Consider the following 24,647-nt stretch of genomic DNA (forward strand, 5'->3'; position numbering starts at 1 on the left):
GCCTGGCGCACCGCCGCCCGGTACCCCGCCAGCGCCGGCGCCGCGCGGTCCGGCTGCCGCCGCCTGCGTGATGCGGCTGACATTGCGGCACACGGTGGGCACGAGGATGCAAGCGCCCTGCACGCAGTACACGAGACCCCTTTCCTGCATCTGTTCGCTCCAGCCTGAGCGCGTTACATTGCGGCAGACGCGGCCCGGCCCGAAATGCATGTCGCTGATGCGCGCATCGTAATTGCCCTTGCCGCGGATGGCGTCGCGGCTGATCACCACGATTTCATCGTACTGGCGCGCACGCATGCGCGCCTTCAATTGTTCGCGCACCTGCGGCGCGATGTCGGGATACCGGTCCACGGCGGCAACCACATCGCCCATGAACGGGTCGGCCCCCGGGCGGTTCCAGCTGCAGTGTTCCAGTACGTCGGCCCGTGGGGCCCCTTTGGCGTAGGCGGGCAGCGGCGCTACGGACAATATGCCCAGCAGGAATGCCGCTCCCAGCATGCCGGCGCCCGCGATCCATGCGCTATGTCTCATCGCTAGTTTCCTTGGGAAAACAATATCAAAATTGAACTCTTATGTGAGTTCCGATGTTATCACCTAAGAAACTGTGGTATCAACAAATAAATAAAATAATTACAATTTGTGTTGTGTTTGTTGTTACGTTATTTTAGGAAATAATTAATATTTTTATCTCGATAGGCGAGCGCTTGCTGCGCAGGGGAAATTGATTGTGGAGGGGCAATGCGAGCGGCCCGCCCAGGGTAGGGCGGGCGCTGGGCAGGGAGCTTGAACGGGGTGGCGCCGAGGCGCCGGTGCTTGGCCGCGCTAGAAAATGCCCGGGCAGGCAAGTGGGTCGAAGGGGGGATAGCCGATGGCTGGCAGCTTGTCCAGCCAGGCGAGCATGGCAGTGCGCGCGCCTTGCGCAGCGCGTGGCTGTCCGTCGTGCTGCAGCTCCGCGGCGATCATGGCCAGTTCCGCGCAGATGGCAGGCTTGCCGGCCTGGGCCGCCAGCAGGGAAGCCAGCAGTTCCGGCAGCACGGCGGCGGCCGGCGCCGTCTGGCGCGTGGCGCGGTAATGCCGCCAGTAGCGTTTGGCGGCATCGCCATCAAAGCTGGGCACAAAGCCGAACGTGGCCCCATCGTGCCGCAAGCGGTAGACGGTGAGAAAGTAATGGGGGCCCGTCAGCTCGCCGGGAAACAGGTCGCGCCGCACGACGTCGACGGCCAGCGACCCATCCCGTTCCACGCGCACGGGACTGGGCGCATCGAACTGGTCCACGCTGGCCATGAGCGGCATATTTCCCTGCAGCGCAATGATTTTTTGCGTGTAATGGCGCCCGCCCAGGTGGCCGCATGTGGCCACGACACTGTCGTGGATGGCGGTGACGGGCGCGATGGCGCCGCAGCCGGGGCGCAGCGCCGTGTTTTCCTGCCATACGGGCGCCTGATCGGCGGCGCGCACGATGCTGATGCGGCCCACGGTGGCGCCATGCAAGTCGCCTGGCGCCGTTTCGATGCGCTCATCGAAGCGCACGCCGTAGCCGTTGGCGAGCACCTCGCCCGCCTGCGCGGCGCCCATGCCCGATAGCAAGCCCAGCGCCAGAACCAGGGGCCGCATCAGGTCAAGCCATGGAACAGCACGATATCGACGAGGTCGCCAGCGGCCACGTGGCCTTGCGCTTCGTGCAGCACGATCATGCAATTGGCTTGCGTCATCGAACGCAGGATGCCCGAGCCTTGCGCGCCCGTCACGCGCACGTGCTGGCGGCCATCCGCGTCCCGCTCGACGATGCCGCGCTGGTACTCCGTGCGGCCCCGTTTCTTGCGGATGGGCGCCTGCGCCGCCACCTGCAGCAGGGGCAGGCTGGCCGTGTCCGCATCGGCGCCCATCAGGCGCAGCAGGGTGGGGCGGGCGAGGAAATAGAACGCCGCCATCACGGCCACGGGATTGCCGGGAAGGCCCAGCAGCAGTGCCGATGCGCCTTCGCTGGCGATCCGGCCAAAGGCCATGGGGCGGCCCGGGCGCATGTTGATCTGCCAGAAGGCGACGTCACCGAGGCGCGCGAGGATGTCGCGCGTGAAATCGGCCGCGCCGCTGGACACGCCGCCCGACGTGACGATGACGTCGGCCGACGCGCAGGCGCCGCGCAGGGCCGCTTCCAGCGCTTGCGGATTGTCCTTGACGATGCCCATGTCGAGCACGTCGCAACCGAGGCGCGTAAGCATGCCCAGCAGGGTGTAGCGGTTGCTGTCGTAGATGCAGCCCGCATCCAGCGGCTCGCCGATCGAGCGCAATTCGTCGCCCGTGGAAAAGAAGGCCACGCGCAGCCGGCGCCGCACGGACACCGTGGCGATGCCCAGCGAGGCCAGCAGACCCAGTTCGGCCGGACCCAGTCGCTTGCCTTGCAGCAGGGCCGGCTGTCCCTGCATCAAGTCTTCGCCCTTGAAGCGGCGGTTGTCGCCGGCGCGGATGCAGTCCGGCGCGATGGTGATGGCGTGCTCGCTGGCCTGCTGCACCAGCTCCTGCGGCACCACGCTGTCGCAGCCGTGGGGCATGACGGCGCCCGTCATGATGCGCGCGCATTGCCCGCGCTGCACGGTCACGGTGCCGGGACGCCCGGCCAGGATGGTGTCGACCACGGCCAGGGTCACGGGCATGTCGCCGCCCAGGTCGGCGCCATGCAGCGCGTAGCCATCCATGGCGGAATTGTCGTGCGCGGGCACGCTGATGGGCGAGATGATGTCGGCCGCCAGGATGCGCTCGAACGCCTGCGGCAGCGGCAGTTCGTCGGTCTCGGCGACGGGGGCGACGGTGCCGGCCAGGATGGCTTGCGCCGCCGGCACGGACAGGCCCTGCGCCTGCAGGGTAGCCAGCTCGTCCGGCGTATTGATATTGCCGAACGGGGTGCCATCCTGGAACAGTACTTCGGCCAGTTTCAGGGGGCCGTGCCACGTGCGCATGCGGCGTTCGCCGCCGCGCAGATAGGCATCGAGCTGGGGCAGGGCCGACGTTTTTACCAGGCAAAAGACGGGGTGGGGGCGGCGCACAGCCGTTCCCGTCGCCGCATCGATTTCCTCGGTGACGGCGATGGCCAGGTCGGCATCGTGTTCCACGAGGCCGGCGGCAAGGCGCGCTGCCAGGTCGGGCGGCAGCAGGGGCGAATCGCAGGGCACGGTGAGCAGGTATGGGGTGGTGGCGCGCTGCATGCCGCTGTGCAAGCCGGCCAGCGGGCCCAGCTGGCCCGGCAGCAGATCCGGCCACGTGGGCAGGCCGAAGCGTGCGTAATCTCCGGCATCGGCGTGGACGCTGATGGCCAGCTGGCCCACTTGCGGCGCCAGGCGCTGCAGCACGTGGCGGGCCAGGGGCTGGCCATGCAGGGGCAGCATGCCCTTGTCGCGCCGGCCCATGCGCGTGCCCAGGCCGCCGGCCAGGATCAGGCCGGTAATGTCTTGTTTGTTGATCATATCAGGTAGGAAAATTGGTGCATGCGCCATGGTAGCAGCGGCGGGCGCGCGCTGCGCCCGATTCAGCCGCCGATATACGACATTTCCACTTTCTTTTTGCCATGGTCAAGCGTGGCGCCCGTCAAGTCCGTCTGGCTGGTGCGCAATTGCGAATAGCGGTCGGCGCGGCCGCGCCACAGCTGGGCCACGGCCGAGGAAATTTCCGCGTCGCTGCGGCCGCCGCGCAGCAGGCTGCGCAAGTCGTGGCCGCTGCTGGCGAACAGGCAGGTGTACAGCTTGCCCTCGGTCGATAGGCGGGCGCGGCTGCAGTCGGCGCAGAACGCTTGCGTGACGCTGGAAATGAGGCCGATTTCGCCGCTGCCATCGGCATAGCGCCAGCGCGCCGCCGTCTCGCCCGTGTAGTTCGGGTCGATGGGCAGCAAGGGCATGTGCGCGGCGATGCGTCGCACCACTTCCGCGGAAGGGATGACTTCCTGCAGGTTCCAGCCGTTCGAGGCGCCCACGTCCATGTATTCGATGAAGCGCAGGATGTAGGGCGTTCCCTGGAAATGGCGCGCCATGGGCACGATTTCCTGCTCGTTCATGCCGGCCTTGACGACCATGTTGATCTTGATGGGGCCCAGGCCCGCCGCGTGCGCCGCATCGATGCCGTGCAGCACGTCGGCCACGGAAAAGTCCACGTCGTTCATGCGCTTGAAGGTGGCGTCGTCGAGCGAGTCGAGCGACACGGTGACCCGGTTCAGGCCCGCGTCCTTCAGCGCTTGCGCTTTTCGCGCCAGCAAGGAGCCGTTGGTCGTCAGGGTCAGGTCCAGCGGCTGGCCCGATGGCGTGCGCAGGGCGGCCAGCATGGCGACGAGCTTTTCGATATTCTTGCGCAGCAGCGGCTCGCCGCCCGTCAGGCGGATCTTTTCCACGCCGTGCGCGACGAACAGGCGCGCGATGCGCGTGATTTCCTCGAACGACAGCAGATCCGTGTGCGGCAGATACACGTGGTTCTTGTCGAACACGTCTTTCGGCATGCAATACACGCAACGGAAATTGCAGCGGTCGGTAATCGAGATGCGCAGGTCGTGCAGGGGCCGGCCCAGGCGGTCGGCCACGTTGCCGCTAGGACTTTCCAGGCGGTCGGGGATCGCCGGCACCCCATTGCGGGCCTCGGCGAGGTAGATAATCTTGTCAGCCATAAAAGTGATGCCACTTGCCAGTTACTAGTTACATTAGGTCGTTCAAGGCAGATACGATAGCACGAGGCCGAAGATGGCACAGGCGAGCAGCAATTTGATGGTGCCGATTTGAAACTTGATCAGCGCCACGCCGGCCGCCAGCGCGATGGCGATGGCCAGCCAGTCCCAGTGCGGCAGCGGATTTGCCTGCCAAAACACATGGCGGCCAAAGAACAGGGCCAGGCTGGCGATGACGCCCACCACGGCCGCCGAGATGGCCGTCAGGGGCGCGCTCAGGCGCAGGTTGCCGCGCGACGCTTCCACCAGGGGGCCGCCGGCCAGGATGAAGACGAACGAGGGCAGGAAGGTGAACCAGCTGGCGACGAGCGCGCCGCACACGCCCGCCAGCCACAGCTGGTCGCCGGCGATGCCTGCGGCGTGGCTCCAGCCGCCCACAAAACCGATGAAGGCGACGATCATGATCAGGGGGCCGGGCGTCGTTTCGCCCAGCGCCAGGCCATCCATCATCTGCGCGCTCGTGATCCAGTGGTAATGGTCGACGGCGCCCTGCACCAGATAGGGCAGCACGGCATACGCGCCGCCGAACGTCAACAGGGCCGCCTTGCTGAAAAATACGCCCATCTGCGCCAGCGGCCCGTCCGTCCCGCCCGGCAGCGCCAGGGCCAGCCAGGCGAGGAAGGCCAGCGCCAGGCCCAGCGCGCAGGTGGCCAGCAGGCGGGGCCAGCTAAAGCGCGCGTGCTCCGGCGTGGGCGTGTCGTCGTCGATCAGGGCGGGGCCGTAGCGGGCCTTGCCGCCATGGCCCGTGGCGCCCGCATGGAATTGGGCCGGCAGCCAGTGGCCGCCCGCCATGCCGAGGATGGCGGCGGCGAGGACGATCAGCGGAAATGGCAGCCGTAGCACGGCGATGGCGACAAATGCGGCAGCCGCAATGGCGATCAGGCCGGGACTGCGCAAGGTGCGCCGGCCCAGGCGCCAGGCGGCCGCCAGCACGATGGCGACGACGGCCGGCTTGATGCCGTACAGGATGCCGGCGATGGCGCCCACGTGGCCATACGCCATGTACAGCCAGGACAGGACGATCAATACCAGCAGCGAGGGCAGCAGGAACAGCAGGCCCGCCATCAGCGCGCCGCGCGTGCGGTGCATGAGCCAGCCGATATAGATGGCCAGCTGCGTCGCTTCCGGTCCCGGCAGCAGCATGCAGTAGTTCAAGGCGTGCAGGAAACGCTGCTCGGAAATCCAGCGCCGCTTTTCCACCAGTTCCGCATGCATCATGGCGATTTGCCCGGCCGGGCCGCCGAAGCTGACACAGCCCAGCTTGAACCAGTAGCCGAAGGCGCTGCGCAGGCTGACGGGGGCGGGGCGGGGAGTATTGACGTTCTCGTGCATGGCGGCTGGCTGGCAAGGAATGGACATAAAAAAAGGGGAAGCCTGAGCTTCCCCTTTCATCATTGGCGGCTGGGCGAACCCGGCGCGCTTATGGACGCTGCGTGTTGACCTGGATCAACGGCTCATCCGATTGCGGCGGCAATGGCTTGCGTTCGCGTGGCTTGCGTACCGGAGCGACAGCCTTGGCAGCCGCTTCCTGCGCCAGGCGCAGTTTTTCCGGATCGGTCGCCGCCAGGGTCAGGCCGGCGGAGCCGAGCACGGCGTTCAAGTCCAGCGGCGCGGCGACCGGCGCGGCAGGAGCCGGAGCAGATGCAACGACCGGTGCTGGCGCTGGAGCCGGGGCAGGAGCAACGTCGGCAACCACCGGAGCGGCTTCCACTACGGCAGGTGCTGCTTCGGCCACTGGCGTAACGGCTTCCTCGATCACGGCGACGGCTTCGACCAGCGGTGCAGCTTCCACCACCGGTGCGGCTTCCACGACGGCGACAGGCACGGCTTCGACGATGATTTCCGCCGGCGCTGGCGCTGGAGCGGCTTTCTCGGCAAAGCTGTACTCGGCGGCTGGTGCCGGCTCGGCAGCGGCTGGTACAGCTTGCGCTGCAGCAACGACGGCTTCGGCCGGGGCTTCCGGCACGATGACCGTGGCAGCTGGCGCGGCTTCGGCAACGTCGGCTGGCGCAGCTTCCACCGCAGGAGCCGCTTCAACGGCAGGAGCGGCTGCTTCGGTCTTGGCGATGTCCACGACCTTGGCTACTTCCACCACTTCGACGACTTCAGCCACGACGACTGGTGCGGCGGCAGCTTCCACTGGCGCGGCAGCAACGGCCACGACGGCGGCGGCAGCCACGGCGACGACCGGTGCGCTGGCATCGGCTTCGGTAGCAGGCGCTACCGTAAAGCTGATCACGGGCGCGTCCTGGCCTTCGTTCTCGCCATTTGCCGATTCGATCAGCTCGCCCGTTTCACGGTCGCGGCGGTTGCGGTTGCGGCCACCACGACGACGGCGGCGGCGCGGTTCTTCGCCTTCCACGTCGTTTTCCGTCTCTTCGCCTTCCGGACCGGCATTGGCCGGCGCTTTGAGCAAGTTCGCCGGTGCGGCGTCGGATTCAGGGCCGTTTGACGGCACGACCACGTTGACAGCAGTGGCGCTGGCGCCCACCAGGGCCAGCTCTTCAGCTTTCACTTCAGCAACAACAGCCTTGTCGGCGCGTGGTTCGCGGCCTTCGCGTGGCTGGCGTGGCGGACGCTCGGCGCGCTCCGGGCGCTCCGCACGTTCCGGACGCTCGGCGCGTTCAGGGCGTTCACCGCGTTCGCGCGGTGCCGCTGCCGTGTCGCCATTTTCGCGCGCTTCACGCGGTTCGCGTGGCGGACGTGGCGGACGCGGAGGACGGGCTGCTTTTTCCAGTGCTTCCGCTTCTTTTGTGGCATCGTCCTGGGCTGGGCGGCCCTGGCCTGGTTCGCGTTCTTCGCGGCCAGGCTTGCCGTTGCGGCCACGGCCACGGGGGCCACGGCTGTTGCGGTCGCCGCGGTCGGTGCCGGCCGGCTTGGCCGGGGCGACAGGGGCGGGCGCTGGCGCCACTGGTGCCGGAGCGCCGGTGAAGAAGCTGATGATCTTGGCGATCAGGCCTTGCGGCGCGGCAGGTGCAGGCGCCGGGGCGGCCTTCACTTCCACTGGCTTGCGCTCGACCAGCGGTGCCGGCTGGTCAGGGGTGATCGTCTTGACGACGGCTTCCTGGCGCGGCTTGGCTTCTTCCTTCTGGCGCTTGCTGTAAGCCATGTCCGTTTCAGCGCTTTCGGCCAGGTTGTAGCTGGCCTGGCTGTCTTCCAGACGGGGATCGTCGTGCTTGATGCGTTCCAGCTTGTAGTGCGGCGTTTCCAGATGCTTGTTCGGGATCAGGATCACGGCGATGCGGTGGCGGTTCTCGATTTTCAGCACTTCGCCGCGCTTTTCGTTCAGCAGGAAGGCGCCCACGTCCACGGGTACTTGCACGTGGATGGTGGCCGAATTTTCCTTCATCGCCTCTTCCTGGATGATGCGCAGCACCTGCAGGGCGGACGATTCCGTATCGCGGATGTGACCGGTACCGGAGCAGCGCGGGCACGTCACGTGCGAGCCTTCGGACAGCGAAGGGCGCAGGCGCTGGCGCGACAGTTCCATCAGGCCGAAGCGGGAAATCTTGCCCATTTGTACACGGGCACGGTCATGGTGCAGCGCATCTTTCAGGCGCTGTTCCACTTCGCGCTGATTCTTTGCCACTTCCATGTCGATGAAGTCGATGACGATCAAGCCGCCCAGATCGCGCAGGCGCAACTGGCGGGCCACTTCTTCTGCCGCTTCGCAGTTGGTGTTGAAGGCGGTCGTCTCGATGTCCGAACCGCGCGTGGCGCGCGCCGAGTTGACGTCGACGGAAACCAGCGCTTCCGTGTGGTCGATGACGATGGCGCCGCCCGATGGCAGCGGCACGGTGCGGCTGTACGCCGTTTCAATCTGGTGTTCGATCTGGAAGCGCGAGAACAGCGGCACGTCGTCGCTGTAGCGTTTTACGCGGTGCACCATGTCGGGCATCACGTGGCTCATGAACTGGTGCGCCTGGTCGTAGATCTCGTCGGTGTCGATCAGGATCTCGCCGATGTCGGGCTGGAAGTAGTCGCGGATGGCGCGGATGACGAGCGACGATTCCTGATAGATCAGGAACGCGCCGTTGGCCGACTTGCCGGCGCCTTCGATGGCGCGCCACAGTTGCATCAGGTAATTCAAGTCCCACTGCAGTTCATCGACGTTGCGGCCGATGCCGGCGGTACGGGCAATGACGGACATGCCAGCTGGCAAGTCCAGTTTATCCATGGTTTCGCGCAATTCCTGGCGCTCTTCACCTTCCACGCGGCGCGATACGCCACCGCCACGCGGGTTATTCGGCATCAAGACCAGATAGCGGCCGGCCAGCGAGACGAACGAGGTCAGGGCGGCGCCCTTGTTGCCGCGCTCTTCCTTTTCCACCTGCACCATGATTTCCTGGCCTTCGCGCAGCGCTTCCTTGACGGAGGCGTTACGGACGTCCACGCCTTCGCGGAAATACGTGCGAGCAACTTCCTTGAAAGGCAGGAAGCCGTGGCGGTCTTCGCCATAGCTGACGAAGCACGCTTCGAGCGATGGTTCGATACGCGTGATCACGCCCTTGTAGATGTTGGATTTGCGCTGTTCGCGCCCGGCTGTCTCGATATCGATGTCGATCAGTTTTTGTCCGTCGACAATCGCTACGCGCAGTTCTTCTTGCTGCGTGGCATTAAACAACATGCGTTTCATTTTTATAACTCCGCGACCCGTAGGCCATCTCAAAGCCGCTTCCGGGGAAGCGGCGAAGTACAGGGATATATGCGAGAACGGGAGTGCTGGCGGGGGAAATGCCTTAGCGTGCGGAGCAACAACGCGTACGAGGTATACGTTACGGCCGCAACAGGCGCGGTGAGGTCGATCGTCATGCCGAGTGCACAGGACACCTGCAACTCATCTGAAACAGCCCGGATGCCGGGGGCAGAGAATGCAGGTGGTCAGCAAATTCAGAGCCAAATCGTAAGCCGGCTCATTACAGGGATCGCGATGGCGAGGCTTGGCCTCAGCCTATTCATCGACAACCCTCAGTATTGTGGCCTCATACGGGGTTTGGCGAAAACGGCAAGCGTTATCAACTTCATCAACCCGCGAGCCCGACTCGATAAGTCGCGCTAACGGGTACTTATCCTTATAATCCAATACACTCACTTCAGCATCTCCACGCGTTATCCGATTACAACTACGGTGCAACCTTGATTCGCGCAGCGATGGTGCATATACATTTTTTTCCACCGAATTTGCAATTTGGCGAGGCCGGTGGAGACGCCCCTGTGTAAAATGTGCTTTTATTCTTACACTCGCAGCAGCCAGGGCCGCAGCAAAAACAATTATATATTCAAAATGAAGGACTTAGAGAGATTTCTGGGAAGACATAGTAAATGAAGAGTCAAAATGATGTTGTTCCCCCTTCAACACCCCCGGTTCAGCCGCAAGCCCAATTCGTAACGATCGCCGAGGAAGAAGCAGGCCAGCGCATCGACAACTACTTATTAAGAGTGTGCAAGGGAGTGCCTAAAAGCCACATCTACCGGATCTTGCGATCGGGAGAAGTGCGGGTTAATAAAGGCCGTATCGATCAGCTGTACCGTCTCGCCGCCGGCGACGTGGTGCGCATTCCACCCGTGCGCGTGGCCGAAAAGGCCGCCACGGGCGCGCCGGCCGCCGAATTCAAGATCATCTTCGAAGATGCGCAGCTGCTCGTCATCGACAAGCCTGCCGGCGTGGCCGTGCATGGCGGCTCGGGCGTGTCGTTCGGCGTGATCGAACAATTGCGCGCTTCGCGCCCCGACGCCAAGTTCCTGGAACTGGTGCACCGCCTGGACCGCGACACGTCCGGCTTGCTGTTGCTTGCAAAGAAACGTTCCGCCTTGACGAATCTGCACGAACAGATGCGCGACGGCGTCACGGACAAGCGCTACCTGGTGCTGGTGGCCGGCGACTGGAAGAATGCGCGCCAGCATATCAAGTTGCCATTGCATAAATATACGACGGCCGAAGGCGAGCGCCGGGTGGCCGTGCAGGCCGATGGCTTGGCGTCGCACACGGTGTTTTCGCTGTTGCATAAATATCACAACTTCGCCTTGCTGGAAGCGGAATTGAAGACGGGCCGCACGCACCAGATCCGCGTGCACCTGTCCTCGTCCGGTTTCCCCATCGCCGGCGACGATAAATATGGCGACTTTGCCCTCAACCGTGCCCTGCTGAAAGCGGACAGCACGCGCGGCGCCCTCAAGCGCATGTTCCTGCATGCGCACCAGATCACGTTCACACATCCGGAAACGGGCAAGACGATGACCCTGAATGCGCCGCTGGCTGCCGAATGCGAGCGTTTCTTGGTAAGCTTGGGCAAACCATTGGCCGTTGCCGCACGCTAAAGATCCAACGTGCGCGCGACACTACTCACAAGGTAGTCAGTCGCCATCATTCATTCTCAAGGAGCCGGCGGCTATGCCGTCGGGAAACATGGCAAGAAAGCAATTTGATCTGATCGTCTTCGATTGGGACGGTACCCTGATAGACAGTACCTCGACCATCGTCAAGTGCATCCAGGCGTCGGCCAAAGACCTGGGCTTGCCAATTCCCACCGAGTTGCTGGCTTCGCATGTGATCGGCCTGGGCTTGCAGGAAGCCATGCGGCTGGTGATGCCCGACGTGGAGCCGAAATACCATGCGCGCATGGCGGAACGCTACCGCTATCACTATCTGTCGCGCGACCACGAGCTGGCTCTGTTTCCCGGTGTACATGAAATGCTGCAGGAATTGTCGCAGCAGGCGTACTTCCTGGCCGTCGCCACGGGCAAGAGCCGTGTCGGCCTGAACCGCTCCTTGAATGCCGTCAAGCTGCTGTCCCTGTTCGATGCGACGCGTTGCGCTGACGAAACCTTTTCCAAGCCCCATCCGGCCATGCTGCAGGAACTGACGCGCGAACTGGGGCAGGATATGCGCCGTACCGTGATGATCGGCGACACCAGCCATGATTTGTTGATGGCAAGCAATGCCGGTGCAGCCAGTATTGCCGTAGAGTATGGGGCGCATCCCGTGGAGCAGCTGCAGGCGTGCAAGCCCCTGTATTCGGCCCCCACGGTGGCCGACCTGCATCAATGGCTGAGCGAGCACGCATGATGAGCGATGTTGTCGATGTATTCATTTGTGCCGCCGATGCCGTGGCCGATGGGGGCAAGGGCGTGCGCTTTCCCGTGTCGGCCGGCGGCGAAGCGACCACCGGCTTTGTCGTGCGCCATGGCGGCAAGGCGTATGGCTACCTGAACCGCTGTGCCCACGTGCCCATCGAACTCGATTGGGCCGAGGGCGAGTTTTTCGAATCGAGCGGCTTGTACCTGATGTGTTCGACGCATGGCGCCATCTATGTGCCGGAGAGCGGCTACTGCGCGGGCGGTCCCTGCAAGGGCGGCCGCTTGCGCCCGATTCCCGTGAGCGAGCGCGACGGCCAGCTGTACTGGCAACCCGATGAGTATGTCCAGCCGCTGACGGCCTGAGGCCGAATATCGGCCTTATTGCAATTTAAACAAAGTGAACCATGAGCGATAACACGAATGACAAGCTGGACAGCAGCGCGCCAGCCGCCGGCAGCGGCGCCCCTGCGGGGAACTGGGAGCGCGACGTGCTGGAAAAGCTGGTATTTGCCACTTTGCAAGAGCAACGCGCGCACCGCCGCTGGAGCATCTTCTTCAAGGTCTTCAGCCTGCTGATCGTGCTGTTCGCCCTGTGGGTGTTCTATGACTACAACACGGCCGACGACAGCGAAACCCTGGGCCGCCACACGGCCCTGATCGACATCAGCGGCGCCATCGAGTCCGAAGGCAGCGGCTCGGCCGCCGTCGTCATCCCCGCGCTGGACAAGGCCTTTTCCGATGCCGGTTCCGTGGCCGTGGTGCTGCATATTAATAGTCCGGGCGGCAGTCCCGTGCAGGCCGGCATGATCGTCGACGAGATGCAGCGCCTGCGCAAGGGCTATCCGGACAAGCCCCTGTACGTGGTGGTCGATGAAATGTGCGCCTCGGGCGGTTATTACATCGCCGCCGCCGCCGACCGTATCTACGTCAACAAGGCCAGCGTGGTCGGTTCCATCGGCGTGCTGATGGATGGCTTCGGCTTTACGGGCGTGATGGAAAAGGTGGGCGTCGAGCGCCGCCTGCTGACGGCGGGCGAGAACAAGGGTTTCATGGACCCGTTCAGCCCCCTGACGGAAAAACACAAGGCGTATGCGCAAGGCATGCTCAATGAAATCCACCAGCAATTCATCGAGGTGGTGCGCACGGGACGGGGCAAGCGCCTGAAGGAAACGCCCGATACCTTCTCCGGCCTGTACTGGACGGGCGCGAAAGCCGTGGAAATGGGCCTGGCCGACGATTTCGGCACGGTCGACAGCGTGGCGCGCGACGTCGTCAAGGCGGAAGACATCGTCGACTACACGCAGCATGAAGGCTTGCCGGAGCGGGTGCTGAAGAAATTTGGCGCGGCCATGGGCGCCGGCGCCATGAAGGCGGCCGTGCAGCAGTCACAACCGGCGTTGCGCTGAGGACATCACTCTTGGCTGGCAGGCAAGCCAGTCGAGAATGATTTTCAATAAGGTGGTAAATTGGCTTGAAAAAGGGGCTGCTTGGGCTATAGTGAAACCGTAGTTCTTTTCAAGGAGGGGCGATATATCAACTATGTTGTCAGTACTAACTTGATTGGCAGGTCTTGGAACTACTCGCCGCATCGCAGATGTGGTTTTGAGTGAATTTACATTCCTCACTAAAGTCCCGTTGGGGCTTGGGAACGGCGGCGCAATGCCGCCGTTTCCTTTTGTGCGTCGTTTTCGATGGGGCTGTAGTTGTGACAGGCTGGTGCTGCACGGTCTGGGCAGGCTGGCAAGAAAAGCATGCAAGGGCAGGGCATGGCTGGTCCGCTGGCGCCGCTCAGACGACGCAGCCGTTGCAGTGTGCGGGCAGGGACAAGGGGGCCGCTTGCCGGGCCGGCGCCGTTGCTGTGCCGGTGTCGAGCAGTGCATCGGCCATGGCGGGGGCGGCCGCGTTTTCGCTTGTTGCATCCGCATGCGCAAAACCGCCCAGTTCCAGCCAGCACATGAAATGGCATTGCGCCTCGGCATGCCACTGCGCTTGACGGGCTGGCGACGGCGGCGCGTCCGCCTCCTGCGCTCCGGGGGCATTGCGCCAGCGCGCCACGCCGAGCTTGACCTTGTGCATGGCCGCCTGTTCTGCAGCGATGCGTTTGCGCATGTCGGCGATGCTGCCTTGTAAGGCGATGGTGTCGGTATGCTTCATACGATGTCCTTGTGAGAGGTGGCAACTGCCACAATTCCTAAAGTGCATTAGGCGGATTCCTAACGAAGTTTCAGTCTATCAACGCGATATTCCGAGCGCTTGATATATCTCAAAGGAATTGGCCATTTATATCGAAATCTCACCTTGTACTTCCGCATATCTGTGCCTGCGCAAGGTAAGTGCGCGCTCCGCGGCCGACGCAGGCGGCGCGCGCCGCCGCTTCACGCTGCCAGCCGCTTCTGGTAAAGTCACGCCCATGAGTAAATTATCCCTAGACCGCATCCTGCAATCGCAGGGTTTTGGCACCCGTAAATACTGTCGTTCCCTGATCGAGGATGGCGATGTTGTCATCGATGGCGTCACCCAGACCAATTACCGCACCACCGTCGAGACCGATGGCCTGGTGCTGCACGTGTTCGAAGAGGAATGGGTGTACCGCGCACACCTGTACCTGGCGCTGAACAAGCCTGCCAACTTCGAATGCTCGCGCAAGCCCAGCCATCATCCTGGCGTGCTGACCCTGCTGCCGGAACAGTTCACCTGGCGCGAAGTCCAGCCCGTCGGCCGGCTCGACCACGACACGACCGGCATGCTGCTGATGTCGGACGATGGTCCGTTTATCCATGCACAATCGTCGCCGAAGCGCCACGTTCCCAAGATCTACCAGGCCACCACGCAAGAGCCGGTGACCGATGAACTGGTGGCCCTGCTGCTGGCCGGCGTGCAATTGCACGATGAGCCGGCCCCGCTGGCGGCCCTCGTCTGCGTCAAGCGCGGCGAGCACCAGCTTGAAATCGTGCTCGAGCAAGGCAAATACCACCAGGTCAAGCGCATGCTGGCCGCCGCCGGCAACCATTGCAGCGCGCTGCACCGTTCCGCCATCGGCAGCCTGACCCTGGAGTCGCTGGGCATCGCGGAAGGCGAGTGGTGCTATCTGACGCCGGAGCAGATCGCGCTGCTGGCCTGACCTTCTTGCTGACCGCCAAAGCCGGGGATGTCCCGGCTTTTTGGCGTCTTCAGCGTCCAATCGCCTGCATTTGACGAAGTTTTTCCCACATGAAATTAGCTACCCTGAACGATGGCACGCGCGACGGCCAGCTGGCTGTCGTCTCGCGCGACCTGAAAACGGCCCATCTGGCCGATGGCATCGCCTCGACCCTGCAAAAGGCGCTCGACGACTGGAGTTTCATCGCGCCCCAGCTCGATTTGCTGTACCAGACCATCAATAGCGGCCGCGGCCATCGCGCTTTCGAGTTCGATCCCGCCAACTGCATGGCGCCCTTGCCGCGCAGCAGCCTGCGCGTGGCCGGCGCCTCCTATCTGCAGCAGATCGAGCGGGCCTGCAAGGCGGCGGGCAGCGAGGCGCCCGCCAATCTGCGCGAGGCGCCGCGCCTGTACCAGGGTGCCAGCGATGATTTCCTGGGCGCTCACGATGCGATCGTCTTGGCGCACGAGCAGTGGGGCATCGACTACGAGGCCGGCATCGCCGCCATCACGGACGACGTGGCCATGGGCTCGACGCCGGACCAGGCGCACCTGAACATCAAGCTCCTGATGCTGGTCAACGACATCACCTTGCGCAACCTGGCGCTGGACGAGCAGGCCGGCGGCTACGGCTTTTTGCAGGCGAAACCGGCCATGGCGTGCTCGCCTGTCGCCATCACGCCCGACGAGCTGGGCGATGCCTGGCGCGGCGGCAAGGTGCATTACGCGCTGCGCTGCAGCCTGAACGGCAAATTGACGGGCCAGCCCCACGCGGGCGCCGACATGGCCTTCAATTACCCGCAGCTGCTCGCCCATCTGTGCCAGACGCGCAACGCGCGCGCCGGCAGCGTGGTCAGCGCGGGCGGCGTCGCCAACAAGGAAGTCAAGAAGGGATTTTCCAGTATTTTTGAGCGACGTAACCAGGAGATGATCGCCGATGGCGTAGCCAGTACGCCTTATCTGCTGTTTGGCGACGTTGTTCGCCTGGAAATGCTGGGCGATGACGGCAAGTCCTTGTTTGGCGCCATCGAGCAGACGGTGAAACAGGCGGAAGCTCGCAAGACCCGCTAAGGTTTCTGGGGAGCAAAGGAAAAGCAGGGGATTCGCCCTCCTTTTCCCTTGATGGCGTTGCCGCCATTGAACCGATAATGCTCCATGCCCAGTCCGTATTGCGCCTAGCCAGGCTGCAGGACTTCACCGGAGTTGATTGATGTCGGAAGACAGCGACGCAGAAAAGACCGAAGCCGCGTCACCGAAGCGCCTCGAGCAGGCGCGTGAGGAAGGCGACGTTCCGCGATCGCGTGAAGTGGCAACGTTTACGGTGCTGATGGCGTCCGGCTGCTGCCTGTGGTTTGCCGGCGACGCCATCGTGCGGCGGCTGACGGCCGTCATGGTGTCCGGCCTGAGCCTGGACCGGGAGCAGATACTCAATCCCGACGCGATGATGTTGCGCATCGGCTACGACGTGGGTTCCGTCCTGCTGACGTGCCTGCCGTATGCGCTGGCCATCATGCTCGTCGCCCTGGCCTCGCCCGTGCTGGTGGGCGGCTGGCTGTTCAGTTCCAAGGCGTTCACCCCCAATTTTGGCAAGCTCAACCCGATTCGCGGCCTGGGCAATATGTTTTCGAAGAATGCGCTGGTGGAGTTGCTCAAGGCCATAGCCAAGACCCTCGTCGTGGGCGTCGTTGCCTGGATGGTGATGCAGCACCAGAAGGATGCCGTGCTGGGCCTGTCGGTCGAATCCCTGCGCGCCGGTTCGGCCCATCTGATCAGTTTGCTGATTACGGCGTTCCTGCTGATCGTCGGCGCGCTGGGCCTGATCGCCGCCATCGACGGTCCGTACCAGATGTGGCACTACGCCAACAAGATGAAAATGTCCTTGCAGGAAGTCAAGCAAGAGTCGAAGGAGTCGGACGGTAATCCGCAGATCAAGGCGAAGATACGCCAGATGCAGCATGAAATGTCGCGCCGCCGCATGATGGCCGACGTGCCGACGGCCGACGTGGTGGTGACCAATCCTACCCACTACGCGGTGGCCTTGAAGTATGGCGAGAATTCGCGCGGCGCGCCGCAGGTGGTGGCCAAGGGCGTCGACGAGGTGGCGGCGAAGATCCGCGAACTGGCGGGCGAGCACAAGGTCGCCATCCTGGAAGCGCCGGCCCTGGCGCGCGCGCTGTACAAGCACACGGACATCGGCGACGAGATTCCCGAGGCCCTGTACGGCGCCGTGGCCGAGGTGCTCGCGTATGTGTTCCAGCTGCGCAGCTATGGCAAGGGCCAGGGCGAGCGTCCGGACAAGCCGAAGAAGCTGGACGTGCCGCCCGAGCTCGACCCGCAAAACCCCGCATCGCAGACACCGCCGGCAGCCGGCGCAGCAGACAAGAATAAAGGAAGTACACCATGAACGGCCTGAGAATGCCAGCCTGGCTCAGCGGAATGGGCAACAACGCCAGCAAGGGCATCGCCGCGCCGGTCATCATCATCATGCTGCTGGCAATGATGGTGCTGCCGCTGCCCGCCTTCATCCTCGACATCTTCTTCAGTTTCAATATCGCGCTGTCCATCATCGTGCTGCTGACGGCGCTGTACACGGTCAAGCCGCTCGATTTCATGGCTTTCCCCACCATCCTGCTCGTGTCGACCATGCTGCGCCTGTCGCTGAACGTGGCGTCCACGCGCGTGGTGCTGACGGAAGGCCATACGGGCGCCGACGCGGCCGGTAAAGTGATTGAAGCGTTCGGCCACTTCCTGATCGGCGGCAACTACACGGTCGGTATCGTGGTGTTTATCATTTTGACGATCATTAACTTTACCGTCGTGACCAAGGGTGCGGGCCGTATCGCCGAGGTGGGCGCCCGCTTCGCGCTGGACGCCATGCCCGGCAAGCAGATGGCCATCGATGCGGACCTGAACGCGGGCCTGATCGGCGAAGACGAAGCGCGCCGCCGCCGCACGGAAGTGGCGCAGGAAGCGGAATTTTATGGCGCCATGGACGGTGCCAGCAAATACGTGCGCGGCGACGCCATCGCCGGCATCATGGTCACCGTCATCAATATCGTCGGCGGCCTGCTGGTGGGCTTGCTGCAGCACGACATGGGCTTTGCCGATGCGCTCAAGAACTACACCTTGCTGGCCATCGGTGACGGCCTGGTGGCGCAGATTCCTTCGCTGATCATTTCCACGGCCGCCGGTATCGTCGTCTCGCGCGTGGCCAGCGAACAGGACATCGGCACCCAGCTGGTGGGGCAATTGTTTGCGAAACCGCAAGTGCTGTACATTACCGCCGGCATCATCGGCGGCATGGGCTTGATTCCCGGCATGCCGAACATGGTCTTCATCCTGCTGGCCTCGCTGCTGGCCGGTTCCGCCTATTTGATCAGCAAGAAGCGCACGCAGGAAAAAGCGGCGGCCGAAAAGCCGGCCGAAGTGCCGCAAGCCACGGTGGCGCCCGAGCAGGAAGAAGCCAGCTGGCAAGACATCATGCCCGTCGATACCCTGGGCCTGGAAGTGGGCTACCGCCTGATTCCCCTCGTCGACAAGACGCAGGGCGGCGAATTGCTCAAGCGCATCAAGGGCATCCGCAAGAAATTCGCCCAGGAAGTGGGCTTTCTGGCGCCGCCCGTGCATATCCGCGACAACCTGGAATTGAAACCGTCCGCCTACCGCATCACCCTCAAGGGCGTGGAAGTGGGCGTGGGCGAAGCGTTCAACGGCCAGTTCCTGGCCATCAATCCCGGCATGGCCAGCGGCACCTTGCCTGGCCTGACCACGAGCGATCCCGCATTCGGCTTGCCCGCCACCTGGATCGACGCCAGCTTGCGCGACCAGGCGCAATCGATGGGCTACACGGTGGTCGATGCGGGCACCGTGGTGGCCACGCACTTGAACCACCTGATCACCTCGCACGCTTCCGAACTGCTGGGCCGCGCGGAAGTGCAGTCCCTGCTCGATCACCTGGGCAAGGAGTCGCCGCGCCTGGTGGAAGACCTGGTGCCGAAGATGCTGTCCCTGTCGACCCTGCAAAAAGTGCTGCAGAACCTGCTGGCCGAGGGCGTGCACATCCGCGACATGCGCACCATCATCGAAACCCTGGCCGAGCATACGGTGCAGACGCAGGACCCGAACGACCTGACGGCGCTGGTGCGCGTGGCCCTGGGCCGCGCCATCGTGCAGCAACTGTTCCCCGGCGCGGCCGAACTGTCCGTGATGACCCTGGACAGCCGCCTGGAACGCCTGCTGATGCAAGCGATGGGCAATGGCGGCGATGGGGCCGGCATCGAGCCGGGCCTGGCCGACACCATCGCCCACCAGGCGGGGCTGGCTGCCCAGCAGCAGGAAGCGCTGGGCCTGACGCCCGTGCTGCTGGTGCCGGCGCCGCTGCGGGCCCTGCTGTCGCGCTTCCTGCGCCGCGCCTTGCCGCAGCTGAAAGTGCTGTCGCATGCGGAAGTGCCGGAAACCAAGACGATACGGGTGACCAGCCTGGTGGGCGCGCAATAGTCGGCTTTGTCAATGCCGGGGTCAGACCCTCAACACCGCCAACAGCAAGGTCATTGCCAACGTGTACGGGGGTCTGACCCCAACCTCCCAGCCCTTGCTTTTGGTCAAATAAACATCAATTTCCTGCCGGCAAACTGAATAACGGGTACTTTCCCGTCCTGTTCCTTCGATCATTTCCTCCAAGCATCGCTAATAATGGAAACTGTCCGGGTGATCTGTGTCCATGTGGAAGACAGCACTCAAGCAACAGGAGTCGATGATGGTCACACAGTTCAGCCAATATTGCGCCACCCCCGCCTTGGGAGGCCGGTCATGAATGTGAAGAAATTTACGGGCGCCTCGTCGCGCGATGCGCTGCGCAAGGTGCGCGAAGCGCTGGGCCCCGATGCCGTGATCCTGTCGAACCGCCAGGCCGATGGCGTGGTGGAAATCCTCGCGCTGGCCAATGACGATGCCGCTTCGCTGGCCTCGCCGCCGGCCGCCTCCGAAATGGCCCAGCCCCGTCCCCAGTTGCAGACCCAGTTCGCCACGCCGCAGCGCGCGGCCGCCCCGGCCCAGCGTCCCGCCGCGCCGCGCCAGCCAGCGCCGCGCCAGGCTTCCTCCGAGCCAGTGGACATGGCCCGCATGCAGCAGATGATGGCCAGCGCGCTGGCGCACGTCAAGGAAAACGCCGCCGCCGAAATGAGCGGCATGATGAATGAAATCCGCGCCATGCGCGGCATGATGGAAACCCAGCTGGCGGAAATCTCGTGGGGCTCGACGCAGCAGCGCGAGCCGCAAAAAGCCGTGGTGCTGCGCGAAATGCTGGCAGCCGGCTTCTCGGCCAGCCTGGCGCGCTACCTGATCGACAAGCTGCCCGCCGGCCTCGATGGCGCGCAAAGCATGCGCTGGATCAAGACGGTCCTGAGCCGCAACCTCAATACCGTGGCCAATGAAGACGCCATGCTGGAGCAGGGCGGCGTGTTCGCCCTCGTAGGCCCGACGGGCGTGGGCAAAACCACCAGCACAGCCAAGCTGGCCGCCCGCTGCGTGATGCGCCACGGCCCGGAAAAGCTGGCCCTGATCACTACCGATGCCTATCGTATCGGCGCGCATGAACAGCTGCGCATCTACGGCAAGATCCTCGGCGTGATGGTGCATTCCGTGAAGGACGAGGCGGACCTGCGCATCGCCCTGAAGGAATTGAAGAACAAGCATACGGTGCTGATCGATACGGTGGGCGTGAGCCAGCGCGACCAGATGGTGACGGAGCAGGTGGCCATGCTGTCGGGCGCCGGCGCCGATGTGAAACGCCTGCTGTGCCTGAACTCCACGGCCACGCAGGAAACCCTCAATGAAGTGGTGCGCGCCTACCAGGGCAGCGGCCTGGCCGGCTGCATCATGACCAAGCTCGATGAAGCGGCGTCGATCGGCAACGTGCTCGACGTGGTGATCCGCCAGAAGCTGAACCTGTTCTATGTGTCGAACGGCCAGCGCGTGCCGGAAGACCTGTACCTGGCCGACCGCGGCTACCTGATCGACCGTGCCTTCAAGCTCAAGCGCGATGCGGCGGCCACGCAGTTTTCCGATGCCGAACTGCCGCTGCTGATGGCGCAGGCAGCTGCCCGCAACAATGAAGCGCGCGGGGTGCACCTTGGCTAATTTCGATTTCGACCAGGCCGAAGGCTTGCGCCGCATGCTGGCCGGCCCGCAGCCGCGCGTCATGACGTTCCTCTCGGCCACGCCGCAGGACGACAAGGGCGCCATGCTGGTCAACCTGGGCGCCTCGCTGGCCTATGGCGGCAATGACGTGCTGCTGCTCGACGCCAGCGGCGGCAGCGATGGCGTGGCATCGCGCCTGGGACTGGCGCATGGCGCCAGCCTGCGCGACGTGGCGCGCCAGCAGTGCGGCCTGAACCAGGTGATCCACCAGGTGCCGCAAGGCTTCGGCGTGGCCAGCCTGGGCGCGCGCAACCACCTGATGGACAGCATGGACTATGCGGGCGCGGACGAACTGCGCCGCCTGGGCAAGACCTTCGAGGTGCTGGCGCGCCAGAGCGGCATCGTGCTGGTCGACGGCGTCGTGGCCGACGAGGGCGACTGCTTCCCCGTGCCGCTGATGGCCTCGTCCGACATCGTCGTGCAGGTATCGACCAGCGCCACCTCGATCAAGGCGGCGTACTGCCTGATCAAGCGCCTGAGCCAGGAACTGGGACGGCGTCCGTTTGGCATTCTTGTCACGGGCGCTTCCGAATCCGAGGCAAAAGTGGTATACGATAATATGGCGCAGGCGGCGAGCCGCTACCTGGCCGTGAAACTGACTTCGATGGGGTCGGTGCCTGCCGATGAGTATCTGCACCGCGCGGCGCGGTTGGGCCGCAGCGTGGTCGATGCGTTTCCGCTGGCGGGCGCTTCGGTGGCGTTTCGCGGACTGGCCGAGCGGCTGGCCCGTTCGGCGGCGCCGGTGCTGGGCGGTACCTTGTGCCAGACGGGGAGCGCACACCATTTCAGCGCCTGAATGCAACCGTAGCACCAGATAAGACGAGAAAACAATAAGCAGCCTATGTACACGGTCAAAGGGAAATCGAACAAGGACCATTTGCTGACGGAACACATTCCGCTGGTGAAGCGTCTGGCGCACCATATGAAGGCGAAATTGCCGCCTTCGGTCGAGGTCGATGACCTGATCCAGGCCGGCATGATCGGCTTGCTGGATGCCATTACCCGCTATGAAGAGACGCATGGCGCGCAGTTCGAGACGTATGCCGTGCTGCGCATCCGCGGCGCCATGCTCGACGAATTGCGCACCAGCGACTGGCTGCCGCGCAGCATGCGCCAGAACATGCGCAAGATCGAAGAGGCGATGAGCATCCTGCAGCAGCGCCTGGGCCATCCGCCGACGGAGTCGGAAGTGGCCAAGCTGCTCAAGATGTCGCTGGCCGACTACCAGGAAATGCTGGGCGACGGCGGCGGCCACCAGCTCGTGTACTACGAAGATTTTCATGACCCGGACGGCAATGACAGCTTCCTCGACCGCCATTGCGTGGACGAGGACAGCGACCCCTTGCGTTCCCTGCTCGATACCGATTTCCGGCAGTCCGTGATCGATGCCATCGATGCGCTGCCGCCACGCGAGAAAATACTCATGGGCCTGTACTACGAAGAAGAGCTGAACCTGAAGGAGATCGGCGCGGTGATGGGCGTGTCGGAATCGCGCGTCTCGCAGCTGCATACCCAGGCCGTCGCGCGCCTGCGCGCAACCTTGAGGGAGCAGGCGTGGACTGGTCCAGCGTAATCGGGCTGGCGCTGGCGCTGGCGGGCCTGCTGGTCGGCCAGGCACTGGAAGGCGGCAAGATGGCCTCCCTGCTGCAGCCGGCCGCCTTTGCCATCGTCATCGTCGGCACCTTCGGCGCCGTGCTGCTGCAGACGCGGCTGCGCACCTTCGTGCGGGGCCTGGAAATGCTGCGCTGGGTCTTCCTGCCGCCGGCCGACACGCGCGCCGCGCTGGCGCGCGACATCGGGCAATGGAGCCTGACGGCGCGCCGCGACGGCCCGCTGGCCCTCGAGCGCCTGATGGAAAATACGGCCGACCGCTTCAATGCCAAGGGCTTGCGCATGATCGTCGACGGCATCGCGCCCGACAAGCTGCGCCAGCTGCTCGACGTGGAAATCTCCGCCTATGAAATGGCCGAGCGCCAGGCCGTCAAGGTGTGGGAATCGGCGGCCGGCTATTCGCCCACCATCGGCATCCTGGGCGCCGTGCTGGGCCTGATCCACGTGATGGAAAATCTCACCGACCCCAGCAAACTGGGCGGCGGCATCGCCGTCGCGTTCGTGTCGACCATCTACGGCGTCGGCCTGGCCAATCTGCTGTTCCTGCCGGTGGCGAATAAACTCAAGGCCATCGTTTCGCGCCGCGTGCTGCAGTATGAAATCACGGCCGCCGTGCTGTACGACATCGCCACGGGCGACCATACGCGCATCATCGAAGAGCGTGTGTCCAGCCTGCTGCACGAGCACTGACCATGATGCGGCGCGCGCGCAGGAAGTATGACGAGGAACCGGACAACCAGGACCGCTGGCTGATCTCGTACGCCGACTTCATCACCCTGCTGTTCGCCTTCTTCGTCGTCATGTATGCGATTTCGCAAGTCAACGAAGGCAAGTACCGCGTCTTCCAGAACGCCATCGGCCAGGCCTTCAGCCTGGAAAAGGGCGCGCCGCCCATCGTCATGGAAGCGCCGCAAGCCATCCCGCTGCCCAATCCCGCCCTGAAACGCCGCACGGAAGCCATCCGCCGCGAGCGTGAACACATGACGCGCCTGGCGCAGGACCTGACGTCCACCCTGGCGCCGCTGGTCAAGGAAGGCAAGGTGCGGGTCACGCAGACGAGCCGTGGCGTCAGCGTGGAAATCAATGCCAGCGTGCTGTTCGACCCGGGCGCGGCGCGCCTGACGGCGGAATCGGACCAGGCCCTGCGCGCCGTGGCCGTGCTGCTCAAGGACGACACGCATGACGTGCAGGTGGAAGGGCATACGGACGTGCAGCCGATCAGCAATTCGAACTTTGCCTCGAACTGGGAACTGTCGGCCGCGCGCGCCAGCGCCGTGGTGCGCCTGTTCATCGCCAGCGGCGTGAAGGCGTCGCGCCTGACGGCCGTGGGCCACGCCGACAACATCCCCGTGGCACCGAACGCCACGCCGGAAGGGCGCGCGCGCAACCGCCGCGTGGCCGTGACGATCCTGTCGGGCATCCCGGAAACGGTGACGGAAGTGCCGACGGCGCCCGTGGCGCCAGCCAACTGAGCTCGTCAACTGCGGGCTGCCGCTTGGTACAATCGCGCTTTCTTCCTTTTTATCTTTCCCTCATGAAAAGCAGCTCCCTGGGCGGTCTCGTCTATTCCACCGAAACGGGCCGCATGTGCCCCGCGTGCCGCCAGCCGCTGGCGCAATGCGCGTGCAAGGCGCAAGCGAAGGCGGCGCCTGCGGGCGACGGCGTGGTGCGCGTGTCGCGCCAGACCAAGGGTCGCGGCGGCAAGAGCGTCACCGTGGTCAAGGGCTTGCCGCTGGACGCCATCGCGCTGGCCCTGCTGGGCAAGCAGTTGCGCACGCAGTGCGGTTCGGGCGGCACGGTCAAGGATGGCGTGATCGAAGTGCAGGGCGACCATGTGGACACCATCGTGGCTGCGCTGACCAGGCTGGGCCACCAGCCGAAAAAGGCGGGCGGCTAGCAGGGCCGCGTGCGTGCGGCACGG

At 64.2% G+C, this 24,647-nt stretch carries 21 protein-coding genes; 14 read left to right on the forward strand and 7 right to left on the reverse strand.

Features of this window, described 5'->3' with window-relative positions; genetic code table 11:
* The 6 genes from GCN75_RS25630 to GCN75_RS25655 form a co-directional block, all read right to left on the reverse strand.
* Nucleotides 1–531 (reverse strand): MHFG family PEP-CTERM protein (locus GCN75_RS25630; RefSeq protein ID WP_193317654.1); only part of this gene is annotated, 531 nt, incomplete at its 3' end.
* 291 nt (nt 532–822) lie between these two features.
* Nucleotides 823–1,614, reverse strand: a complete 792-nt coding sequence (locus GCN75_RS25635; RefSeq protein WP_152284886.1) for a hypothetical protein — start codon at nt 1,612–1,614, stop codon at nt 823–825.
* The gene (gene moeA, locus GCN75_RS25640) at nt 1,614–3,461 is read right to left on the reverse strand and encodes a molybdopterin molybdotransferase MoeA (RefSeq protein WP_226941567.1); all 1,848 of its coding nucleotides are present in this window, start codon (nt 3,459–3,461) and stop codon (nt 1,614–1,616) included. Before moeA ends, GCN75_RS25635 begins: the two co-directional genes overlap by 1 nt.
* 62 nt (nt 3,462–3,523) lie before the next feature.
* A complete protein-coding gene (moaA, locus tag GCN75_RS25645; RefSeq protein WP_152284888.1) occupies nt 3,524–4,645 on the reverse strand; it encodes a GTP 3',8-cyclase MoaA in 1,122 nt (373 codons plus the stop codon).
* A gap of 42 nt (nt 4,646–4,687) precedes the next feature.
* A complete protein-coding gene (chrA, locus tag GCN75_RS25650; protein WP_152284889.1) occupies nt 4,688–6,034 on the reverse strand; it encodes a chromate efflux transporter in 1,347 nt (448 codons plus the stop codon).
* A gap of 88 nt (nt 6,035–6,122) precedes the next feature.
* Nucleotides 6,123–9,338, reverse strand: a complete 3,216-nt coding sequence (locus GCN75_RS25655; protein ID WP_152284890.1) for an Rne/Rng family ribonuclease — start codon at nt 9,336–9,338, stop codon at nt 6,123–6,125.
* Between the two features lie 686 nt (nt 9,339–10,024).
* Here GCN75_RS25655 and GCN75_RS25660 point away from each other — a divergent pair.
* From GCN75_RS25660 to GCN75_RS25675, 4 genes are all read left to right on the forward strand, one after another.
* Nucleotides 10,025–11,020 (forward strand): RluA family pseudouridine synthase, encoded by a 996-nt coding sequence (locus tag GCN75_RS25660; RefSeq protein ID WP_077407877.1) that lies wholly within the window; start codon nt 10,025–10,027, stop codon nt 11,018–11,020.
* A gap of 88 nt (nt 11,021–11,108) precedes the next feature.
* Nucleotides 11,109–11,768: an HAD-IIIA family hydrolase gene (locus tag GCN75_RS25665; RefSeq protein ID WP_152284891.1), complete on the forward strand. Its 660-nt coding sequence runs from the start codon at nt 11,109–11,111 to the stop codon at nt 11,766–11,768.
* The gene (locus GCN75_RS25670; protein WP_193317236.1) at nt 11,765–12,142 is read left to right on the forward strand and encodes a Rieske (2Fe-2S) protein; all 378 of its coding nucleotides are present in this window, start codon (nt 11,765–11,767) and stop codon (nt 12,140–12,142) included. Before GCN75_RS25665 ends, GCN75_RS25670 begins: the two co-directional genes overlap by 4 nt.
* A 41-nt stretch (nt 12,143–12,183) precedes the next feature.
* Nucleotides 12,184–13,185 carry a S49 family peptidase gene (locus GCN75_RS25675; RefSeq protein WP_152284892.1) on the forward strand — a complete coding sequence of 334 codons (1,002 nt, stop codon included), beginning with the start codon at nt 12,184–12,186 and terminating at the stop codon, nt 13,183–13,185.
* A gap of 382 nt (nt 13,186–13,567) precedes the next feature.
* Here GCN75_RS25675 and GCN75_RS25680 read toward each other — a convergent pair whose 3' ends face one another.
* Nucleotides 13,568–13,933 carry a hypothetical protein gene (locus GCN75_RS25680; protein ID WP_152284893.1) on the reverse strand — a complete coding sequence of 122 codons (366 nt, stop codon included), beginning with the start codon at nt 13,931–13,933 and terminating at the stop codon, nt 13,568–13,570.
* 256 nt (nt 13,934–14,189) lie between these two features.
* On the opposite strand from GCN75_RS25680, the gene GCN75_RS25685 reads away from it, so the two are divergent.
* From GCN75_RS25685 to GCN75_RS25730, 10 genes are all read left to right on the forward strand, one after another.
* Nucleotides 14,190–14,900 carry a pseudouridine synthase gene (locus GCN75_RS25685; protein WP_070289165.1) on the forward strand — a complete coding sequence of 237 codons (711 nt, stop codon included), beginning with the start codon at nt 14,190–14,192 and terminating at the stop codon, nt 14,898–14,900.
* Between the two features lie 89 nt (nt 14,901–14,989).
* Entirely contained in the window at nt 14,990–15,988 is a 999-nt protein-coding gene (locus GCN75_RS25690) for a fumarylacetoacetate hydrolase family protein (protein WP_152284894.1), read from the forward strand.
* Nucleotides 15,989–16,127: 139 nt separating this feature from the next.
* On the forward strand, nt 16,128–17,321 hold the full coding sequence (gene flhB, locus GCN75_RS25695; RefSeq protein WP_152284895.1) for a flagellar biosynthesis protein FlhB: 1,194 nt from the start codon (nt 16,128–16,130) through the stop codon (nt 17,319–17,321).
* The gene (gene flhA, locus GCN75_RS25700; RefSeq protein ID WP_152284896.1) at nt 17,318–19,414 is read left to right on the forward strand and encodes a flagellar biosynthesis protein FlhA; all 2,097 of its coding nucleotides are present in this window, start codon (nt 17,318–17,320) and stop codon (nt 19,412–19,414) included. The genes flhB and flhA overlap by 4 nt, the downstream gene beginning before the upstream one ends.
* Before the next feature lie 312 nt (nt 19,415–19,726).
* Nucleotides 19,727–21,055, forward strand: coding sequence for a flagellar biosynthesis protein FlhF (flhF, locus tag GCN75_RS25705; protein WP_152284897.1), 1,329 nt, complete (start codon nt 19,727–19,729; stop codon nt 21,053–21,055).
* A complete protein-coding gene (locus GCN75_RS25710; protein ID WP_152284898.1) occupies nt 21,048–21,911 on the forward strand; it encodes a MinD/ParA family ATP-binding protein in 864 nt (287 codons plus the stop codon). The genes flhF and GCN75_RS25710 overlap by 8 nt, the downstream gene beginning before the upstream one ends.
* 45 nt (nt 21,912–21,956) lie before the next feature.
* Complete coding sequence (locus GCN75_RS25715) at nt 21,957–22,688, forward strand: RNA polymerase sigma factor FliA (RefSeq protein ID WP_152259072.1); 732 nt, start codon at nt 21,957–21,959, stop codon at nt 22,686–22,688.
* Nucleotides 22,670–23,416: a flagellar motor protein gene (locus GCN75_RS25720; protein ID WP_152259071.1), complete on the forward strand. Its 747-nt coding sequence runs from the start codon at nt 22,670–22,672 to the stop codon at nt 23,414–23,416. Before GCN75_RS25715 ends, GCN75_RS25720 begins: the two co-directional genes overlap by 19 nt.
* Nucleotides 23,417–23,421: 5 nt before the next feature.
* The gene (gene motD / locus GCN75_RS25725) at nt 23,422–24,198 is read left to right on the forward strand and encodes a flagellar motor protein MotD (protein WP_152284907.1); all 777 of its coding nucleotides are present in this window, start codon (nt 23,422–23,424) and stop codon (nt 24,196–24,198) included.
* Between the two features lie 62 nt (nt 24,199–24,260).
* A complete protein-coding gene (locus tag GCN75_RS25730) occupies nt 24,261–24,623 on the forward strand; it encodes a translation initiation factor Sui1 (protein WP_152259070.1) in 363 nt (120 codons plus the stop codon).
* The last annotated feature ends 24 nt before the right edge of the window (nt 24,624–24,647 follow it).

The organism is Janthinobacterium violaceinigrum (assembly GCF_009208555.1).
In the GTDB taxonomy this organism is placed as follows: domain Bacteria; phylum Pseudomonadota; class Gammaproteobacteria; order Burkholderiales; family Burkholderiaceae_D; genus Janthinobacterium; species Janthinobacterium violaceinigrum.

Bases quoted from the DNA above. Each gene is read 5' to 3' on its own strand.
- GCN75_RS25635 (WP_152284886.1), bottom strand. From the start codon at position 1,614: ATGCGGCCCCTGGTTCTGGCGCTGGGCTTGCTATCGGGCATGGGCGCC.
- moeA (WP_226941567.1), bottom strand. From the start codon at position 3,461: ATGATCAACAAACAAGACATTACCGGCCTGATCCTGGCCGGCGGCCTG.
- moaA (WP_152284888.1), bottom strand. From the start codon at position 4,645: ATGGCTGACAAGATTATCTACCTCGCCGAGGCCCGCAATGGGGTGCCG.
- chrA (WP_152284889.1), bottom strand. From the start codon at position 6,034: ATGCACGAGAACGTCAATACTCCCCGCCCCGCCCCCGTCAGCCTGCGC.
- GCN75_RS25655 (WP_152284890.1), bottom strand. From the start codon at position 9,338: ATGAAACGCATGTTGTTTAATGCCACGCAGCAAGAAGAACTGCGCGTA.
- GCN75_RS25660 (WP_077407877.1), top strand. From the start codon at position 10,025: ATGAAGAGTCAAAATGATGTTGTTCCCCCTTCAACACCCCCGGTTCAG.
- GCN75_RS25665 (WP_152284891.1), top strand. From the start codon at position 11,109: ATGGCAAGAAAGCAATTTGATCTGATCGTCTTCGATTGGGACGGTACC.
- GCN75_RS25670 (WP_193317236.1), top strand. From the start codon at position 11,765: ATGATGAGCGATGTTGTCGATGTATTCATTTGTGCCGCCGATGCCGTG.
- GCN75_RS25675 (WP_152284892.1), top strand. From the start codon at position 12,184: ATGAGCGATAACACGAATGACAAGCTGGACAGCAGCGCGCCAGCCGCC.
- GCN75_RS25680 (WP_152284893.1), bottom strand. From the start codon at position 13,933: ATGAAGCATACCGACACCATCGCCTTACAAGGCAGCATCGCCGACATG.
- GCN75_RS25685 (WP_070289165.1), top strand. From the start codon at position 14,190: ATGAGTAAATTATCCCTAGACCGCATCCTGCAATCGCAGGGTTTTGGC.
- GCN75_RS25690 (WP_152284894.1), top strand. From the start codon at position 14,990: ATGAAATTAGCTACCCTGAACGATGGCACGCGCGACGGCCAGCTGGCT.
- flhB (WP_152284895.1), top strand. From the start codon at position 16,128: ATGTCGGAAGACAGCGACGCAGAAAAGACCGAAGCCGCGTCACCGAAG.
- flhA (WP_152284896.1), top strand. From the start codon at position 17,318: ATGAACGGCCTGAGAATGCCAGCCTGGCTCAGCGGAATGGGCAACAAC.
- flhF (WP_152284897.1), top strand. From the start codon at position 19,727: ATGAATGTGAAGAAATTTACGGGCGCCTCGTCGCGCGATGCGCTGCGC.
- GCN75_RS25715 (WP_152259072.1), top strand. From the start codon at position 21,957: ATGTACACGGTCAAAGGGAAATCGAACAAGGACCATTTGCTGACGGAA.
- motD (WP_152284907.1), top strand. From the start codon at position 23,422: ATGCGGCGCGCGCGCAGGAAGTATGACGAGGAACCGGACAACCAGGAC.
- GCN75_RS25730 (WP_152259070.1), top strand. From the start codon at position 24,261: ATGAAAAGCAGCTCCCTGGGCGGTCTCGTCTATTCCACCGAAACGGGC.